This window comes from Sorangium sp. So ce406, assembly GCF_051474675.1.
GTDB lineage: Bacteria > Myxococcota_A > Polyangia > Polyangiales > Polyangiaceae > Sorangium > Sorangium cellulosum_G.
In genome coordinates this window covers 5,158,023-5,175,656 of sequence record NZ_CP150340.1, presented here as the reverse complement: position 1 = coordinate 5,175,656, position 17,634 = coordinate 5,158,023, and the positions used below count along the sequence as shown (strand labels likewise).

General features: G+C 72.2%; 12 protein-coding genes. 5 read left to right on the top strand and 7 right to left on the bottom strand.

The genetic code is table 11. The features are described 5' to 3' along the window. Positions 1–99: 99 nt before the first annotated feature. From WME96_RS18905 to guaA, 7 genes are all read right to left on the bottom strand, one after another. A complete protein-coding gene (locus WME96_RS18905; RefSeq protein WP_437291507.1) occupies positions 100–1,473 on the bottom strand; it encodes a 3-deoxy-7-phosphoheptulonate synthase class II in 1,374 nt (457 codons plus the stop codon). 73 nt (positions 1,474–1,546) lie between these two features. Beyond that, the gene (locus tag WME96_RS18900; RefSeq protein ID WP_437291506.1) at positions 1,547–2,530 is read right to left on the bottom strand and encodes a hypothetical protein; all 984 of its coding nucleotides are present in this window, start codon (positions 2,528–2,530) and stop codon (positions 1,547–1,549) included. A 70-nt stretch (positions 2,531–2,600) separates the two neighbouring features. Then, on the bottom strand, positions 2,601–4,304 hold the full coding sequence (locus tag WME96_RS18895; protein ID WP_437291505.1) for a serine/threonine-protein kinase: 1,704 nt from the start codon (positions 4,302–4,304) through the stop codon (positions 2,601–2,603). Positions 4,305–4,725: 421 nt separating this feature from the next. Next, on the bottom strand, positions 4,726–5,670 hold the full coding sequence (locus WME96_RS18890) for an RNA polymerase sigma factor (protein ID WP_437291504.1): 945 nt from the start codon (positions 5,668–5,670) through the stop codon (positions 4,726–4,728). Next, positions 5,667–6,098: a hypothetical protein gene (locus tag WME96_RS18885; RefSeq protein WP_437291503.1), complete on the bottom strand. Its 432-nt coding sequence runs from the start codon at positions 6,096–6,098 to the stop codon at positions 5,667–5,669. The genes WME96_RS18890 and WME96_RS18885 overlap by 4 nt, the downstream gene beginning before the upstream one ends. Before the next feature lie 171 nt (positions 6,099–6,269). Further along, a complete protein-coding gene (locus WME96_RS18880) occupies positions 6,270–6,617 on the bottom strand; it encodes a PEGA domain-containing protein (protein WP_437291502.1) in 348 nt (115 codons plus the stop codon). Positions 6,618–6,619: 2 nt separating this feature from the next. Continuing rightward, positions 6,620–8,179, bottom strand: coding sequence for a glutamine-hydrolyzing GMP synthase (gene guaA, locus WME96_RS18875; protein ID WP_437291501.1), 1,560 nt, complete (start codon positions 8,177–8,179; stop codon positions 6,620–6,622). 263 nt (positions 8,180–8,442) lie between these two features. Between guaA and WME96_RS18870 the strand changes: the two genes are divergently transcribed. The 5 genes from WME96_RS18870 to WME96_RS18850 all read left to right on the top strand — a co-directional run bounded on the left by WME96_RS18870 (position 8,443) and on the right by WME96_RS18850 (position 17,627). Then, the gene (locus tag WME96_RS18870) at positions 8,443–9,006 is read left to right on the top strand and encodes a hypothetical protein (RefSeq protein ID WP_437291500.1); all 564 of its coding nucleotides are present in this window, start codon (positions 8,443–8,445) and stop codon (positions 9,004–9,006) included. Between the two features lie 208 nt (positions 9,007–9,214). Continuing rightward, positions 9,215–9,763, top strand: coding sequence for a hypothetical protein (locus WME96_RS18865; RefSeq protein WP_437291499.1), 549 nt, complete (start codon positions 9,215–9,217; stop codon positions 9,761–9,763). Further along, a complete protein-coding gene (locus WME96_RS18860; RefSeq protein ID WP_437291498.1) occupies positions 9,738–11,006 on the top strand; it encodes a tyrosinase family protein in 1,269 nt (422 codons plus the stop codon). Before WME96_RS18865 ends, WME96_RS18860 begins: the two co-directional genes overlap by 26 nt. Before the next feature lie 16 nt (positions 11,007–11,022). Then, positions 11,023–14,499, top strand: a complete 3,477-nt coding sequence (locus WME96_RS18855; protein WP_437291497.1) for a DUF6603 domain-containing protein — start codon at positions 11,023–11,025, stop codon at positions 14,497–14,499. Then, positions 14,496–17,627 carry a hypothetical protein gene (locus tag WME96_RS18850; protein WP_437291496.1) on the top strand — a complete coding sequence of 1,044 codons (3,132 nt, stop codon included), beginning with the start codon at positions 14,496–14,498 and terminating at the stop codon, positions 17,625–17,627. Before WME96_RS18855 ends, WME96_RS18850 begins: the two co-directional genes overlap by 4 nt. The last annotated feature ends 7 nt before the right edge of the window (positions 17,628–17,634 follow it).

Genomic DNA, 17,634 nt, shown 5'->3' with positions numbered 1-17,634 from the left:
ACAGAGGACACAGACTGCATCAGGGAGAGACAGATGCGCTGTCCGCGCTCACGAGGGCTCGGGGCTTCGAGGAGGCCGCCGTGATGGGCGCCCGGGGGGTCAGCCCTTGAGGCGCCGGGAGGACTCCGCCATGCGGTGGGCGATGCGGAAGGCCATCTCGAGCGACTGGCGGTAGTTGAGCCTCGGATCGCACAGGCTCGCGTAGCGGCGGTCGAGATCGGACTCGGTGAGCCCGGCCCCGATGCACTCGGTGACATCCTCGCCGGTGAGCTCGAAATGGACGCCGCCGAGGTGGGAGCCGAGCGACTCGTGCACCTCGAAGCTGGCCTCGATCTCGGTGAGGATGTCCTCGAAATTCCGTGTCTTGATCCCGCCGGACGTCGTCTGGGTGTTGCCGTGCATCGGGTCGCACATCCAGAGCACCTTGCGCCCCGCCGCCCGCACCGCCTCGATGAGCGGCGGGAGCCCGTCGCGCACGCGGCCGGCGCCCATGCGCACGATGAGCACGATCTTGCCCGGCTCGTCCGCCGGGTTCAGCCGGTCGAGGAGGCGGATCACCTCGCCGGGGAGCGTCTTCGGGCCGAGCTTGATGCCGAGCGGGTTCTGCACCCCGCTGAAGAACTCGACGTGCGCGCCGTCCGGCTGCCGCGTGCGCTCGCCGATCCAGGGAAGGTGGGTCGTCAGGTCGTAGTAGCCGGGGCGGCGCGCGACCTTCCGGGTCTGCGCGGACTCGTAATGCAGGTTGAGCCCCTCATGGCTCGTGAAGAACTCGACCCGCGACAGCTCCCCGACAGGGACCTCGGCGAGCGCCTCCATGAACCGGAGGGCCTCCCCGACCTGCTCGGTCATCCGCTGGTAACGCTCGCGCAGCTCGCCGGGCAGATCCGCCCGCTCGAGGAAGCTCAGGTCCCAGTATTCCGGGTGGTGCAGATCGGCGAAGCCGCCCTCCGACAGCGAACGGATGAAGTTCAAGGTGAGCGCCGCGTGCTGGTAGCCCGCCACCATCAGGTTCGGATCGGGGCGGCGAGCGGCGGCCTCGAAGGGAGCCCGGTTGATGAGATCCCCGAAATAGCTGGGCAGGCTCACGCCGTCCCGCGTCTCGACCGGGCTCGAGCGCGGCTTGGCGTACTGGCCGGCAAAGCGCCCGAGGCGCACCACCGGCTGCCGGGCGCCGTGCACCAGCACGAGCGACATCTGGAGGAGAATCTTGAGCTTGTTCGTGACGATGTTCGGGCGGCAGTCGTCGAGCGTCTCCGCGCAGTCGCCCCCCTGCAGCACGAACCTCCGGCCGAGCTGCGCCTGAGCCAGATGGCCTTTGAGCCGCTCGACCTCCCACGAGGTCACGAGCGGCGGCAGCGCGCGGAGCTTCTCGACGGCCGCGACGACGGCCTCGGCGTCGTCATAGGGCGGCGGCGCCGCGTTGGGACGTTCACGCCATGAATCAGGCGACCAGGATTGAGCAGGAACGGACATGAGTTGAGCCCTGATATGGCAAAGGCTCCCACCCGCGCAACCCTCGGTCAACGTCGTCGATTCGCGGGCGCGATCATCGACCCTCGGGCGCCGGGGCCGCCCCGGGCGCCGGCCCGGTGCGCGCCTCGATCGCCTGGATTGCCGCCTTGATCTCGCCCGCGATCGAGGCGCACGGCGCCGCGCAGCGGCTCATCCCGAGGAAGCCGCATCCCTTGCCCTTGCTGGCGATGAGCGGCGCGAGGACGTCGACCGCGCGCCGATCGCCGTCGGCCGTCGCGCGCGCGAGCAGCGGCTGCCGCGCCTTGCAGGAAGGGGCGACGCGCAGCTCGTGCGCGATACGCAGCGCGGGCGTCGCCCGCTCCAGGACCGCGGCCTCCGCGAGCCGCCGGGCGGCGCGCTCCTTGATCGCGGAGCTGCCCACCGAGAGGTCGTAGAGGAGGTCGGCCCCCTGGCTCCCCATGGCGCCCGCCATGAGGTCGAGCGCGGCCGACGCGGCCTCGGGTGGACCCGCGGCGGCGCTCGAGACGACGCGCCTCACGTCATCGTCGGCCGCCGCCCCCGGATCGAGCTCGAGGAGCCGCTTCGCCGCGGCGAGCGAGGCGGCGTGGTAGGGCGGCGGGAGCGCGTGCCGCAGCATGAGGGCCCGGAAGATCGCCGGGTCCTTGGGGTAACGCGCGGCGAGCGCCTCCAGCGCGAGCACGCCGCCCGCGTTCGCCGCGGCGAGCTCGTCGGCCGGGACGGCGTTGCTCGGGCGCGGCACGACCGGGCGCCGCGGCGCGGAGCCCTCCGGCGGCGCGTGTTCGGCGCTCGCGGCCGCCTCGATCCGGTCGAGGGAGCCGTCGTCGCGCAGCAGGGCGGCGGCGCCGAGGAGGGCCGCGGCGGCGGCCGCGCCGATGACCATCCACCGCGCCGCGACCGGCGCCTGCGCCAGCACGGATGCGCGCGGGGCCGCGGCGGTGACGCTCGTGGCGAGCGCGCTGCCTGTCCCGGGGAGCGAGCCCTGTCTGTCGGGGGAGCTGGCCCGGCTGGCGCCCGTTCCAGATGCCTGCGCTGGCATGGTCCGCTCCCCTAACACAGGCGCGCGCCGCGGCCCATGGCCGGCGTCGCGCGACCCGGCCACAGCGGGCTCATCGACGATGTTCCCGCCACTGGAACACGGCGGCCGCGAGCGCGGCGCCCACGCTGATCAGGAAGAGCAGCGCGTCCCAGACCGGCCAGGCGATCCCGACCGCCCGCTGCAGGAACACCGCCTCGAGCAGGCGCACGAGCAGCGACGCGGCGCCGTAGGCGACGAGGGCGAGCACGACGGGCGTCGTGAGCCGCGGCGCGAGCGCGTTCAGCCGGACATCGTCGCGCCAGATGTGGCGGAAGACGTAGAAGCCGCCGAGCAACCCGACGCCGAACACGGCGCACAGGATGCCGAACGTGAGCAGCGCGGCGCCCTGGCCCGACAGCGCCGCCGCATCGCCGCGCACCGCGCGCGCGAGGCCGGCGAGGCTGCTGACGAGGCCGGCGCCGAGCCATCCCAGGCCGAGGCTCGCCGACAGGAACACCATCTGCCGCGTCAGGTACGCCTCGGACGCGGGCGAGGCGGGCAGGCCGAAGGCCTGCGAGAGCGCATAGGGCCGCCCGAGCACGACCGACGAGCGCGCGAGCGGCGCGCGCGTGCTCGTCGGCATCTGCCCGGGCGCGGCGGCCTCCTCGTACGGCGCGAGGTCGCTGGCGAGCTCGCTCATCGAGGCGTGGCGGCCCTCCCTGTCCTTCGCCATGGCGCGCTGGAGGACGAGCTCCAGCGCCGGCGGGATCTCCGGGTTCAGCGAGCGCGGCGCCGGCGGCTCCTCCGTCATGACCGCGAGGAGCATCGCCGTCGGGTCGCTGCGATCGAAGGGCCGCTGCCCGGTGAGCGCGTGGTAGAGGACGGCCCCGACGGCGTAGATGTCGGCCCGGAGATCGATCTCCTCGCCCTTGGCCTGCTCCGGGGCCATGTAGGCCGGCGTTCCGAGGACCATGCCGGTCCTCGTGAGCGCCGACGGCTCCGAGGTCTTCGAGATGCCGAAATCGAGGATCTTCACGGTCGGACACGCCGGGTCTCCCGCGAGGAAGATGTTCTCCGGCTTGATGTCCCGGTGCACGATCCCGGCGGCGTGCGCGGCCGCGATGCCGTCGCAGACCTCGCGCGCGATCCGCACCGCCGTGCCGATCGGCAGCCGTCCTCCGGACGCCGCGAGGAGCTCGCCGAGCCCCTGGCCGTCCAGGTACTCGGCGATGATGCACGGGCGGCCGTCGTTCAGGCGGCTCACGTCGTAGATCTCGACGACGTGCGGGCTCTTGATCGACGCCGCCGCCTCCGCCTCGCGCTGGAACCGCGCGAGCACGGTGGGCTGCTGGGAGAGCTCGGGGTGGAGCGTCTTCAGCGCGAACCGCTTGCCCGGGATGCGGGTGTGGTGCGTCTCGTAGACGCGGCCCATGCCACCCTCTCCGAGGAGGCGGGTGATGAGGTACGCGCCCGCCACCGTGGTGCCGACGAGCGGGTCCGCCTCGGAGGGCCGCTCGCCAGGCGCGCTCCCCGGGGGAGGCGCGGGTGGACGGACCGTGTCGGCCGTCGCGTAATGCGCTGACGCCCGGAGCCCGGTGGGGACCGCGGGCGGGCGGACCGTCTCGGGCGCCATATCGGGCGCCGCCGTGCTCCCGGCGCCGGGGGGAGGAGGCGGGCGAACCGTCTCCGCGGTCGTGGACGCGGCGGGCGCGATGGGCGTGGCGGTGGCCGAGGAGGCCTGGGCCAGCGCTCCACGCACGGCGGCCAGAGCGGCCTGCCGCTCCGTATCGCTCATGACGCGGGTCGGCCCGTCGCCCTCCTCAGGCACGTTGGAAGGCGCGCCGCCCGTAGGACCGGACGAGGGTACGGCAGGGCTGCCCGAGCGACCGGGCGAAAAGCTCGAATCCGACACGCTCAGGGCCTCGCTCCCATGAATCCAGGTCGGCCCGCGCTGGAGGCGGGGGCCGACGATCCGTCGCCGAACCGCAGGCGAACACCGCGAGGCGACGCTACCACGGATCGCGCCGCGCGAGGACGCCGACCTTGCCGGACCTGGATCGGCACGCGACGTCGAGGTCTTCGCGCGGCCGGTCCGGCCATCGCCGCACGGCGGTCGGCGGGTCAGCCCGTGGGCTGCTCAGCCTGGACGGGCTTCTGCTTGGCGGCCTTGCGCTGCTCCGCATCGAGCAGGCCGATCCGCGCCTTCTGGCAGCGCTTCAGGCGCTTCTTCTTGAGCGGGGTGGCGAGCCATTCGTGACGCAGACGGACATTCCACTTCGGGGTATTGGCCATGATCGTAGGACTTTCTCTGCGAGGGCGGCGGAGACTACACAAACGTACGGGGGCGTCAAGCTACCAGTGGGGCCGTTCGCTTCGCTTTTGTCGTCGAACGTTCGCTCGAGCATCCGCTCCTGGAGGCGGATCCAGAGCGCGCGTGATGCGTCGGACGGACGCAGGGGCGGGAGCGCGCGCGCGGCGCGCAGCAGGGACGCAGCGGTGGCGTCGAGGGAGCGCTCCAGCGCAGGGAGGGCGCGCAGGGCGCTGCGGCGCTCGCGGGACTGGCGCGCGACCGCGGCGCGGAAGTCCTCGCGGGCGAGGCGCAGGCGGGAGCGGACCGTGTTCTCCTTGAGCTGGAGCTCGCGGGCGATGTCGGCCACCGGGACGCCGAGGACGTCGCACATCACGAGGATCACGCGCCGCTCGGGCGCGACCTTCAGGAGCAGCGCCGTCACGATGTCGGCGCGGTCCGCGCTCGCGAGCGATTGCTCGGGCGTCGGCGCCGGGTCGCGCCCCTCGAAGGGCCAGGCGCCGCCAGCCCCGGACGGGATCTCGCGGCGCCGGTGGGCGCGCGCGTGGTAGTGGCTCGTCTTCCGCCACGCGATGCCGAAGAGCCACCGGTGCAGCGCCGCCTCGGGCTTGATCCGCAGGGGCGGGGGCCCTGCCGCGGACAGGTCGGCCCGAGGCGCCGCGTGGTAGCGCCACGGCTCGTAGGTGCCGAGACCCCGGTAGGCCGCGAGGAAGATCTCCTGGAGCACGTCGTCCAGATCGTTCGCCGCGACGCCGAGCCAGCGGAGCGCGTGGTTTAGGAACGGCAGGCCCACCGCGTAGACCGTCTCGAACGACGGGGGTGCCGGAGAGAAGGGCGGCGAGGGCAGCGTCATCCGGCGCCCCGCGCCGCCGGGAGATCCGCGCCGGCGTAGAGGGGGTAGGGGCGCGGCGCGGGCTGGCTCGCGGGCAGATCGAGCGGCGGGAGTGGCGAGAGCGGCGGGAGCCAGCGCTCGATCGGCTCGAGCTCGACGAGCATGTCGAGCGACGTCCGGAGGGAGAGGCGGAAGTCGTCGTCCTCGGCGGCCCGGGCGCTGTGGAAGGCGACATAGAACAGCACGGTGCCGAGCTGGGTCGCGCGCGGATCCCCGCGGCGCTGCAGGAAGCGATCGGCGAGATCGCACAGGTCGTGAAACAGGCGGCCCCCCGGGCGACGGCCCCCGGGGCCGCACACGTCGAGCGTGGAGCGCCGGCGGGCGCGCCGGGCTGGTTTCTTGGTGACAGGCGCGCAGGTCAGCGCCTTCGAACTGCTCCGCTTCGGCATACTCCCGTCCACGGTGAGGGTTGAGGTCGCGATGGCTGCTGCGGGCCGCCATCACCATGGATTACGGAGAGCTATCGAGGATGATTTCTACTTCTGCGGTCGCGCGACGGCGGCGCAGCGGAGGGCGGCGCCGAGGGGTGAGGACCGGAGGAGCTCGGTCCAGCGAGATCGTCACTCCGGCACGCGCGTCATCTGCACCTGCAGGTGGACCGGCGGGTCGCCGCTCCTGGCCTCGACCAGGCGGTCCCACGCGAAATAGCCGACCTTCTCGACCGTGATGCGGTGGGTGCCGGGCGGCAGCGCGACGCCGCGGGCGGCGACGAAGGCGAGCGCGCCGATGTACTGGTCGTCGATGGTGACCGACGCGTCGGGCACGTTCCCCTTCATCCGCAGCGAGACCGTCGCCGGCGCGCGCGGAACGCACGCCGAGAGCCCGAGCATCAGGAGCGCCGCAGCGGCGCGCGTCCTCCTCGCGCTCGCGCTCGCGCCGGTCATCGTCTTCGCGCTCGCGCCGGTCATCGTCACTCCCACTCGATGGTCGAGGGCGGCTTCGAGGACACGTCGAGCACCACGCGGTTCACGCCGCGCACCTCGTTGATGATCCGCGAGCTCACCCGGGCGATGAGGTCGTAGGGCAGCCGCGCCCAGTCGGCGGTCATGCCGTCGGTCGAGTGCACCGCGCGGAGCGCGATCGCCTCGTCGTAGGTGCGCTCGTCGCCCATCACGCCGACGGAGCGCACCGGGAGCAGCACGCAGAAGCTCTGCCAGAGCGACTCGTACAGCCCGGCGGCGCGGATCTCCTGGTCGAAGATCGTGTCGGCCGCCCGGAGCACGCTGAGCTTCTCCGGCGTCACCTCACCGAGGCACCGCACCGCGAGCCCGGGGCCGGGGAACGGCTGGCGATAGAGGATCTCCCGCGGCATGCCGAGCGCCTCGCCGGCGGCCCGCACCTCGTCCTTGAAGAGCTCCCGCAGGGGCTCGATCAAGCCGAGGTTCATCCGCTCGGGCAGGCCGCCGACGTTGTGGTGGCTCTTGATGACGGCGCTCGGCCCCTTGAACGAGACGCTCTCGATGACGTCGGGGTAGAGCGTGCCCTGGACGAGCCACTTCGCGCCCTGGACCCGCTTCGCCTCCTCCTCGAACACCTCGATGAACAGGCGGCCGATCACCTTGCGCTTCTGCTCGGGATCCACGACGCCGCGCAGCCCCTCGAGGAACCGCGCCGACGCGTCGACGGCGTCGAGGTTCATGTGGAAGTGGTCGCGGAACGTGCGCTCGACCGTCTCGGCCTCGCCCTCGCGCAGGAGGCCGTTGTCGACGAAGATGCACGTCAGCCGGTCGCCGAGCGCGCGCTGGCACAGGACGGCGGCGACCGAGGAGTCGACGCCGCCCGAGAGGCCGAGGATGACGCGGTCGTGCTGGCCCGCCTTCTCGCGGACCGCGGCGATCGCCTCCTCCACGAACGACGCGGGCGTCCAGGTCGGGGAGAGGCCGGCGACGTCGAAGAGGAACGCCTGGAGGATCTCCTTGCCGCGCGGGGTGTGGACGACCTCGGGGTGGAACTGGAGACCGTAGAGCTTGTCGCGCTCGCGGGCGACGGCGCAGAGCGGGCTGCCGGGCGAGGTGCCGAGCGCGACGAACCCCTCGGGCAGCCCGGCGAGGCGGTCGCCGTGGCTCATCCAGACGTCGATGGCGTCGCCCTCGGCGAAGCGGGAGAAGATGCCGGTCGGGCGCTCGATGCGCACCGTGGCGGGGCCGTACTCGCCCCCCGTGTGCGCGCGCTCGACCTTGCCGCCGAGGTGGTGCGCCATGAGCTGGAGGCCGTAGCAGATGCCCAGCGTCGGGACGCCGAGCTCCAGCACCTCGGGCGAGCAGTGGGGCGCGCCTTCGCCGTACACGCTGGCGGGGCCGCCGGAGAGGATGAGCGCCCGCGGGGCGAGCCGGCGCAGCTCGGCGACGGGCACGTCGAAGCGGTGAATCTCGCAGTAGACGCCAGACTCGCGCACGCGCCGGGCGATGAGCTGCGTGTACTGAGAGCCGAAATCGAGGATGACGACGAAGTCCCGCCGGGGTGAGAGCATGGCTGCCGCTAGCACGGCGGGCCGGGATCCGCCAGGGGCGGCAGAGCGCGTGCGGCCTGGGCGCGGCGGGCGCAGCGGACGGGCGGTCGCCGTTCCGAGGAGGGAGGGGGCGGGCGCTCGCGCGGCGGCGCGCATGACGCGGGTGAGTGGCTATGTCGCGGACAGCGGCGAATGCGGCGTCCCGCTGCGGCGCCGCGCCGGTGCCCTCGAGAGATCGATTCGGCTACGCTGAAGCGCCCATGGACGGCGCCGGAGGACGAGGGATGCGTGCCAGAGGCGTCGCTCCGCCGCGCGCGGGGCGAGCGGGCAGGAGGCTCGCGCTCGTTGCCGCGGCCGCCGCCCTCTCCGCGTGTGGCGGCGACGCGCAGCGCGGGCGCGCCGTGGAGACGACCGAGGCCGCCCCGCATACGTGCCGCGGGGCGACGGGGTGGCCGCGCGAGATGGCGCTCGACGTCGCGGCGGGGGGCGTGGTGCTCCTCCCGCTGTCCGGCGCGCGCATCGCCTCGTTCACGGCGGAGGGCCCGGCCCTGGAGGCGCAGCGCAGCGAGCGCGGCGACTGGGTTCGCCTGCTGTTGAAGGCCGCAACGGCGTCCCTCGTCGTCATCGACGACGGCGGCGGGCGACACGCGATCTCGATTCGCCGGGCGCCGGATATGCCAGCGTTCGCGATCATCACCCGGAGCGGATCGACGTTCCACGCGACCCGGCTCCCTGGCGGCCGCTATCACACGGGGGGCCTCCCCCACGTCGACTTCCCGACGCTCGAGGCCGCGGGCGAGGCGCTGCAAGACCACGAAGAGAAGGCGGTATTCCCGCCGAAGTGCTGAATACGCCGCGCGAGGCCGAGCGTGACGCCGACGCGCGCCTGGGTCACGCGATCTCGTTGTCGCCGTCGCGCCTGTGACTCGCGCACGGCGATCTCGATGGCTTGAGGCCGGCATACCTGCTCGTCCATTATCGATTTACAAGTAATTCTGATTGCGCTTAGCTGTGTCCCTGCCCGATTGAATTCAATGGCGGGCGGGGGAGGGGACCGTGCCGAAGGAGCTCAGGTACCGCGGGCGTGTCGTCGTCATTCCCGATTACACGTCGGTTCACGCTCGGCCCGAGGCGACCCCGGAAGCGCACGCCCCTGTGGAGCACGTCGCGCACGACCCCGGTCCTGCGCATGAGCACGCCCATGGCGGGCACGAGCCGCACGACCACGGTCCTGCGCATGAGCACGCCCACGGCGGGCACGAGCCGCACGACCACGGTCCTGCGCATGAGCACGCCCACGGCGGGCACGAGCCGCACGACCACGGTCACGGACATGGCGCGCCTTCTGGCCATCCTGAAGGCTGCCAATGCCCCGATCACCGCGATCCGGAGAAGGATACCGCTCCGGTGCATGGCGGGCATGGGCCGGCCATTCTTTTGAATATCGATGGCAAGGACGTCATGGTCCACGAGGTCGGGCCTGGCAAGTTCCACACGCACGAGCTCCCTTTTCAAGCGTTTCCCACCCTCGAGGCCGCGGCGATGGCCGTGATCAACCATCTCGATTTCGGGGTCTTCGATGGGCGTACGAAAAAATCAGAATAAGCTGACCAGCGCCGAGAAGGCGCGGTTCGTCAACGCCGTCAAGAGAATGAAGGCGGACGGGAAGTACGATCCCTACCCCTCCATTCACGCAAACGCGTTCGCTGGCGACCCCGACACGAACCCCGCGCACATGGGTCCGGCGTTCTTCCCATGGCACCGCCATTTCCTGGCGCTCTTCGAGAAGGACCTCCAGGACGCGGACCGCGCGCTCGGGCAGGACGGGAGCGTCACGCTGCCTTACTGGGACTGGACCCACGACAACGGCGATCGACCGAACCGGCAGCGGGGATCGATCTGGAGGGACGATTTCATGGGTGGGTTCGGTAGCCCCGTGACGACGGGACCGTTCCGCCAGGGCCAGTGGACGCTGTTGGGCGGCGGGAGCCTCGTCCGCGCGCTCGGACGAACCTCGATCGACCCGAACGCCGTCGCGACGCTGCCCGACAGGTCGCAGGTGAACCAGGCGATGGGCATTGCCGGGTTCGATCACGCGCCGTGGGACATCAACGTGACGGGCCCGGCGGTCGGCGAGCCCGCTGCCCCGGCCCTCACCGGCGCCGCCGGCGGCAGCCTCGGGCCAGGGATCTACCGGGTCTCCGTCACGCTCGTGAACCCGCGCGGAGAGACGCGGCCGTCGCCGGAGGCGACCATCACGCTCGGGCCGACGGCCGCTCCCGCGAATACGCACGGGACCATCCGGGTCGCGTCGCCCCCGGCGAGCGGGTCGGCCACGCACTTCAACGTCTATGTCTCGGCCGCGAACGGACCTGCCCGCTCCGGCACGAGGCAGGGCGCAGCGGTCGCCATCGGGACCCAGGCCACGATCGCCAGCGTGGCCGCCGGCGCCGCATTGCCCACGATCAACACGACGGGCAGCTTCCGGAACGTCCTCGAGGGGTGGGCCGGCGCGAGCGGACCCGAGAACCACAACCGCGTTCACGTCTGGGTGGGCGGATCCATGGCGCCCGGCACCTCACCGGACGATCCCATCTTCTTTTTGCACCATTGCAACATCGACCGTCTGTGGGCGCTCTGGCAATTCCGCCACCCGGGCCAGAACTATCCGCTCATCGTCCCGAGGACCGGATCCGCGGGCAATCGGCCGCATGGCCTCAACGATCCCATGCCGCCGTGGACCGCGGGGCCCGACCTCAAGCGGCCCATCGACGTCCTGAACCACACGGCCCTCGGATACACGTACGACACGGATCCGGTCGGCGCGAGCATCAACGTATCGCCCTGAGAAACGAGCGTCCGCAATGACGAACTTCCTCGGAGAGATCGCCACCGGGCTGCGTTGTGCGCTCGAGCCGCTGCAGGACGCGTTCTCGAACGAGCTGCGCGTGCGCCAGTTCTTCGCCGAGCTCGGCTGGGACGTGAACGTCGCGCCCGGATCGGTCGCCCTGCTCCGCGCCGGCTTCGCGCTCGACGCGACGTTCGACGCGGCGAAGGCGGTCGCGGACCAGCTCGAGGACGGCGCGGGGGACACGACGACCCTCGCCCGAGCGCTCGTCGAGGCCGTCGTCCGGATGATCGACGCGATCAAGGCGCTCGCCACGGCGCCGCCGGGAGGGCTCCCGTTCCCGTTCGACCAGCCGGCGTTCTGGAGCGAGATACCGTCCGCGCTCGCCGATTACCTGCTCCTGCGCCTCCTCGAATCCCAGGTGCCAGCGCTCCACGGCGTGCTGCGTCTGGTCGGGCTCGCGACGCTCACGCACGAGGCGCCCGCCGGCGCAGGGCGCGTCCCGTACCTCAAGAGGGCCATTCGCTGGGACCGCATTCCGCGGCTGGTCAGCGACCCGGTGGGGCTGTTCAAGGAGATCTACCGGTGGGACGTCGCGGGGCAGCCGCTCGATCACCCGGCGCTGCTCGAGGCGCTCCAGGATTTCTTCCACGGGGTGCGCTTCCCCGCGCGGCTGCAGGCGCCCGGCCCGCTCGCTGTCCGGTATTACGACCCCGCGAACCCCGCGCTCGCGGCGGTGCGCCAGCTCTCGGTGCCCGTGTTCATGACGGCGAGCGCCGACTGGAGCAGCTTTGCCGAGGTCGGCGTCGCCGTCCTGCCGATCCCGCCGAAGGGCAGCCCCGCGCAGGCCCCGGTCGGGATCGTGATCGCGCCGCTCGCCTCCGGCGCGTTGAGCGGGGCGACGGGCGCGCCCGGGACGGGCTTCTCGATCGCGCTGCGCGGCGGGTTCCACGACGACGGCGTGTTCGGCGCGGAGATCCGGCCGTCGGGCGTCGAGCTCTTCGCCGCGCCGGGGAACATGACCGTGGACGCCGAGTTCGTGCTCTCGGCGCGGCCCGCGACGCCGTGGCGCCTGCTCGGAGATCCCGACTCGTTCCGCCTCGAGGTCGGCGGGTTCACCGCCGGGATCGGGATCCGCGGCCAGCTCACCTCGCCGGAGGTCCTCGTCAGCGCCGGCACCGGGCGCGGCGCGAGCCCGCCGAAGCTGGCGGTCGTCCTCCAGACATCGAGCGCCGACGGGTTTCTGGGCTCGCTCATCGGATCGAACCCGATCCGGATCGAGCTCGGCGGGACGATCGTGTGGTCGTCGCAGACCGGGCTGCACTTCGACGGCGGCGGCGGCTTCCAGGTCGCGTTCCCGCTGCACCTGAACCTCGGGATCGCCGAGATCAGCGTCCTGTCGATCGGGGTCAGTGGGTCACCGCAGGGCCTTGCCTTCGAGGCCGGCGTCACGGGGAAGGCGATGCTCGGCCCGCTCACCGCCGTGGTCGAGGAGTTCGGCTTCCGCGCGACGCTCGATTTCTCGGGATCCGACGGCAAGCTGGGGCCCGTCGACGTCGGCTTCGGGTTCAAGCCGCCGAAGGGCGTCGGCCTGTCCGTCGACGCGGGCGTCGTGAAGGGAGGCGGCTACCTCTACTTCGACTTCGAGAAGGAGGAGTACGCCGGCGCCCTCGAGCTCGTCTTCAGCGGCTTCGTCGCGCTCAAGGCCATCGGCCTCGTGACGACGCGGATGCCCGACGGATCGCGCGGCTTCTCGCTGCTCATCATCATCACCGCCGAGTTCGGGACCGGCATCCAGCTCGGGTTCGGGTTCACGCTCCTCGGCGTCGGCGGGCTCATCGGCCTGAACCGCACGGTGCTCCTCGAGCCGCTCGCCGAGGGCGTCCGCACCGGCGCGGTGAACCGCATCCTGTTCCCGGAGAACGTGGTCGAGAACGCGCCGCGCATCATCAGCGACCTGCGCGCGATCTTCCCGGTGCAGCAGGACCGCTTCCTCATCGGGCCCATGGCCAAGCTCGGCTGGGGCACGCCGACCCTCGTCAGCCTCTCGCTCGGCATCATCATCGAGATCCCGGGCAACATCGCCATCCTCGGCGTGCTGCGCCTCGTCCTGCCGACGAGCGAGGCGGCGCTGCTCGTCCTCCAGGTCGCCTTCGTCGGCGCCATCGAGTTCGACAAGAAGCGCGTCTTCTTCTTCGCCTCGCTCTTCGAGTCGCGGATCCTGTTCATCACGATCGAGGGCGAGATGGGCCTGCTCGCCGCCTTCGGCGACGACGCCAACTTCGTCCTCAGCGTCGGCGGCTTCCACCCGCGGTTCACCCCGCCGCCGCTGCCGTTCCCGAGCCCGCGCCGGATCGCGCTCAGCATCCTGAACGAGTCGTGGGGCCGCATCCGCGTCGAGGCGTACTTCGCGGTCACGAGCAACTCCGTCCAGTTCGGCGCGCGCGCGGAGCTGTTCTTCGGCTTCAGCGCCCTCTCGCTGGAGGGGCACCTCGGCTTCGACGCGCTGATCCGCTTCTCGCCGTTCTATTTCATCGTCGAGATCGGCGCCTCGGTGTCGCTCAAGGTGTTCGGCGTCGGGCTCTTCAGCATCCGGCTCGAGTTCGCCCTCGAGGGGACGTCGCCCTGGCGCGCGCACGGCCGCGGCTCGCTCTCGATCCTGTTCTTCGAGATCTCGGCCGACTTCGACGTCACCTGGGGCGAGCCGCGCGACACGACGCTGCCGGCCTCGCCGGTGATGCCGCTCCTCAAGGGCGAGCTCGACAAGATCGAGAACTGGCGCGCCGCGCTGCCCGCCGGAAGCAGCCTGCTCGTGTCGCTGCGCAAGCTCGATCCGGCGTCCGACGCGCTCGTGCTGCACCCGGTCGGGACCCTGCGCGTCAGCCAGCGGGCGGTGCCGCTCGACATCTCGATCGATAAGGTCGGGAGCCAGAAGCCGAGCGACGCGCGGCGCTTCACGCTCGGCGTGACGGGCGGAGGGTTCACGAAGAAGGGGGACGTCCTCGAGAAGTTCGCGCCCGCGCAGTTCCAGGACATGAGCGACGCCGACAAGCTCTCGCGGCCGGCGTACGTCGACGACCACGGCGGCGTCGAGCTCTCGCCCGGCGCCGAGCTCGCCGCGGCGAGGATGGTCAAGCGCGTCGTCCGCTACCGGGAGATCGTCGTCGACACGAACTTCAAGCGGTTCGTGCGGCCGTTCATTCTCCTCGCGCCGGGCGTCTTCGCCCACTTCCTGCGCGGCAACGCCGCCGCGCAGAGCGCGCTCTCGCGGCAGCGCAAGAAGCAGGTCCAGCCGTTCGACGCGAAGGTCACGACCCGCTCCGAGGCGTTCGCCGTGGCGCTCTCCCAGGACAACACGGCCCACAGCGCGGCGGCCGCCTCGTTCTCCAGCGAGACCCTCGCCCGCGAGCACCTGAACGCGCTGATCGCGGGCGATCCGTCGCTCGCGGACAGCCTCCACGTCATCCCGCGGCACGAGCTGAGCGCCCCATGACAGACCTCCTCGCCACCTACTCGTTCCTGCCGTGGCTGCGGCAGGGCATCGCCAACAAGATCACCGCGAGCGATCACGACCCCGCCGTGAAGCTGCGCGCGACGATCCCGGTCGCGCTCCAGCTCACCGGCGACGGGCTCGGCGCCACGGTCGCGGAGCCGATCTCGAAGGACGTCCAGCTCTTCGGCCCCGGCGACATCGTCGGCGTCGACAGCCGCGCCATCATCCGCGTGGATCCGCGCCCCTCGATCGCGGACTTCGAGCCGAACTACCTGCCGTGCATCGAGTTCTACGACGAGGACTTCCCGTGGCGCTACACGCCCGCGGCGCCCGACGGCGCGCGGCTCCGCCCCTGGATCATGTTGGTGGTCCTCAAGGAGGGCGAGTTCGAGGAGGGCGCGCGGACCGGCGACAGGCCGCTGCCGAACATCAAGGTCGCGAGCCCGGCCGTGTTCCCGCCGCTCGAGCAGCTCTGGGCGTTCGCGCACGTGCACCTCAACCGCGACCTCGGCGCGTCGCCCGCGGAGATCGTCTCGGGCGACATGGGCGCGGTGCTGCCGAAGCTCGCGGCCGCGCTGCACGAGAACCCGGATCACGGCTACTCGCGCATCGTCTGCCCGCGCCGGCTGGAGGCGGGCGCGGCGTACCACGCCTTCCTGATCCCGGCCTTCGAGAGCGGGCGGCTCGCGGGCCTGGGCCTCGACCCGGGCAAGGCCCCGAGCGCGACGCACGGCGCGTGGGCGGCCTACCCGAGCGGGACGCGCGAGGCGCCGGACCTCTATCCCTTCTACCACCGCTGGTCCTTCCGGACGGGCAGCGCCGGGGACTTCGAGTACCTCGTGCGCCTGCTCCAGCCGAAGGCGGTCGACCCGCGCGTCGGCGCGCGCGACATGGACGTGACGCGGCCGGGCTCGAACCTGCCGGGCATCACCGACCCGGCCCTCGGCGGCGTGCTCAAGCTCGGCGGCGCGCTCCGCGTCCCGCGCGCGAGCCTCGACCCGGACGCGCTCGCCGAGGCGGACAGGTACGACCAGTGGGCAGCGCCGTACCCGCACCCGTTCCAGGAGGCGCTCGCGGGCTTCCTCAACCTGCAGGCCGAGTACGCGGCGCAGGGCGCCGAGGCGGCCCATGCGGCGGCCGGCCTCGACCCCGAGGACGGCGATCCCGATCCGCTGATCACCCCGCCCATCTACGGCCGCTGGCACGCCCTGATGGACCGGCTGCTCACCGAGGCCGACGGCGCGCCGATCACGCCCGACGACAACTGGGTGCACGAGCTCAACCTGGACCCGCGCTTCCGGGTCGCCGCGGGCCTCGGCACGCGGGTCGTCCAGCAGAACCAGGAAGAGTACATGCGCCTGGCCTGGGAGCAGATCGGCGACGTTCTCGAGGCGATCCGGCGGATCCGCGCCGCGCAGCTCGCGGCGCAGGTGTCGCTCGTCTGGCACGGGCACCTCCGGGCGCTCCAGGCGGCCAGCGTCGCGAAGGGCTTCGCGCTCACGGCCCCCCTGCACGCCCGCGTCGTCGCGGGCGGCGTGACGGTGCGCCACGAGGTGAGCCGCAGCGCGCTCCCGCGGGCGGCCGTGTCGGCCGCGATGCGGCGCATCACCCGACCGCGCGGCCGCCTGGTGCGGGCGCTGCCGTTCGACGAGCGCGTCAGGCCCGACGCGCTGATCGAGCGGCTCAACAAGGGCGACGTCCACGCGGCGCCGCCGAAGGCCGCCCCGGCCGGCGTGAACACCGTCGACAGCGCCGCGGCCAGCTACAGGCCGGCCGCCGGCCTGATCTCCGAGCGGGCGCAGCACCCCGACAAGGTCGGCTCGCTGCCGCGCAACCCCGAGTTCAAGGTGCGCGAGCCGAAGGAGGGCGCGGAAGGGCCCCGGGAGGGCGACGTCGACAGCAAGGAGGCCGAGCGGTTCAAGCGCGGCCTCCTCGACGCGTACGCCCTCCTCGACGCGAGCGCCCGCGTCTCGGTCGAGGCGCCGAGGCCCCCGCTCGATCTCCACGCGCTCGCCGACGCCGTCCTCGAGAAGCTCCACCCGAGCCTCACGATCCCCCGGCGCACGTTCGCGGGGATCGACGTGCCGCCGCACATCGCCGGGCTCCTGGTCGAGCAGTTCACCGAGCCGATGTACTACCCGCAGATCGACGTGCCGATGTACGGCCCGCTCAAGGACATCTCGACGGAGCTCTTCCTCCCGAACGTGCACCTGATCGAGGAGAACAGCGTCACGCTGCTCGAGACGAACCAGCGGTTCATCGAGGCCTACATGGTCGGGCTCAACCACGAGTTCGGCCGCGAGCTCCTCTGGCGGGAGTACCCCTCGGACAACCGCGGGAGCTACTTCCGGCAGTTCTGGGACGTGAGCGCCTACCTCGATCTCGAGGGCGGCGACGAGGAGGCCGCGCGCGAGCGGCTCCGCGACATCCCGCCGATCCACCGGTGGAGCAAGGCCTCGCGCCTCGGCGATCACGACCACCGCGAGGTGGGCGGAGCCAGCGAGGAAGAGGCGGTGCTCGCGATCCGCGGCCAGCTCCTCAAGCGCTACCCGAACACGGTGATCTACGCGCACCGCGCCGAGTGGCAGCGCGACGCGCACGGCAACATCGATCGCACGAAGGAGCGCCGGATGGTCGCGCTGACGGCCGCCGAGGGCGCGAGCCCGCCGCGGTCGCTGGTGAGGACGCCGCTCTACGCGGCGAAGATCGACCCGGACATCTACTTCTTCGGCTTCGACCTCGTGCTCGACGAGGCCCGCGGCGGCACCGGCGAGGATCCGGGCGACGATCCCGGCTGGTTCTTCGTGCTGAAGGAGCGGCCCGGTGAGCCGCGCTTCGGCCTGCGCGAGGCGCCCGCCGGGAGCCTCCAGGTCTGGAGCGATCTCGCCTGGAGCGACGTCTCGCCCGGCGGCGCCGCGGGCGGCCACATCCCGGTCGGCAGCGCCGCGCACCCCCGCGCGCTCACGGAGCCGACCGCGCCGGAGGACCAGGAGAAGGTGGTGCAGTGGCAGGACGACCGCGCGGTCGCCTGGAACGCGGGCGCGAGCGCGGCCGACCTGGCCTACGTGCTCTTCCAGGCGCCGGTGCTGGTGGCGATCCACGCGGCCGAGATGCTGCGGAGAGGGTGACGGAGGC

Excerpts from the sequence above, each read along its gene's own strand:
- WME96_RS18905 (WP_437291507.1), bottom strand. The coding sequence starts at position 1,473 with ATGTCCGTTCCTGCTCAATCCTGGTCGCCTGATTCATGGCGTGAACGT.
- WME96_RS18900 (WP_437291506.1), bottom strand. The coding sequence starts at position 2,530 with ATGCCAGCGCAGGCATCTGGAACGGGCGCCAGCCGGGCCAGCTCCCCC.
- WME96_RS18895 (WP_437291505.1), bottom strand. The coding sequence starts at position 4,304 with ATGAGCGATACGGAGCGGCAGGCCGCTCTGGCCGCCGTGCGTGGAGCG.
- WME96_RS18890 (WP_437291504.1), bottom strand. The coding sequence starts at position 5,670 with ATGACGCTGCCCTCGCCGCCCTTCTCTCCGGCACCCCCGTCGTTCGAG.
- WME96_RS18885 (WP_437291503.1), bottom strand. The coding sequence starts at position 6,098 with ATGCCGAAGCGGAGCAGTTCGAAGGCGCTGACCTGCGCGCCTGTCACC.
- WME96_RS18880 (WP_437291502.1), bottom strand. The coding sequence starts at position 6,617 with ATGACCGGCGCGAGCGCGAAGACGATGACCGGCGCGAGCGCGAGCGCG.
- guaA (WP_437291501.1), bottom strand. The coding sequence starts at position 8,179 with ATGCTCTCACCCCGGCGGGACTTCGTCGTCATCCTCGATTTCGGCTCT.
- WME96_RS18870 (WP_437291500.1), top strand. The coding sequence starts at position 8,443 with ATGCGTGCCAGAGGCGTCGCTCCGCCGCGCGCGGGGCGAGCGGGCAGG.
- WME96_RS18860 (WP_437291498.1), top strand. The coding sequence starts at position 9,738 with ATGGGCGTACGAAAAAATCAGAATAAGCTGACCAGCGCCGAGAAGGCG.
- WME96_RS18855 (WP_437291497.1), top strand. The coding sequence starts at position 11,023 with ATGACGAACTTCCTCGGAGAGATCGCCACCGGGCTGCGTTGTGCGCTC.
- WME96_RS18850 (WP_437291496.1), top strand. The coding sequence starts at position 14,496 with ATGACAGACCTCCTCGCCACCTACTCGTTCCTGCCGTGGCTGCGGCAG.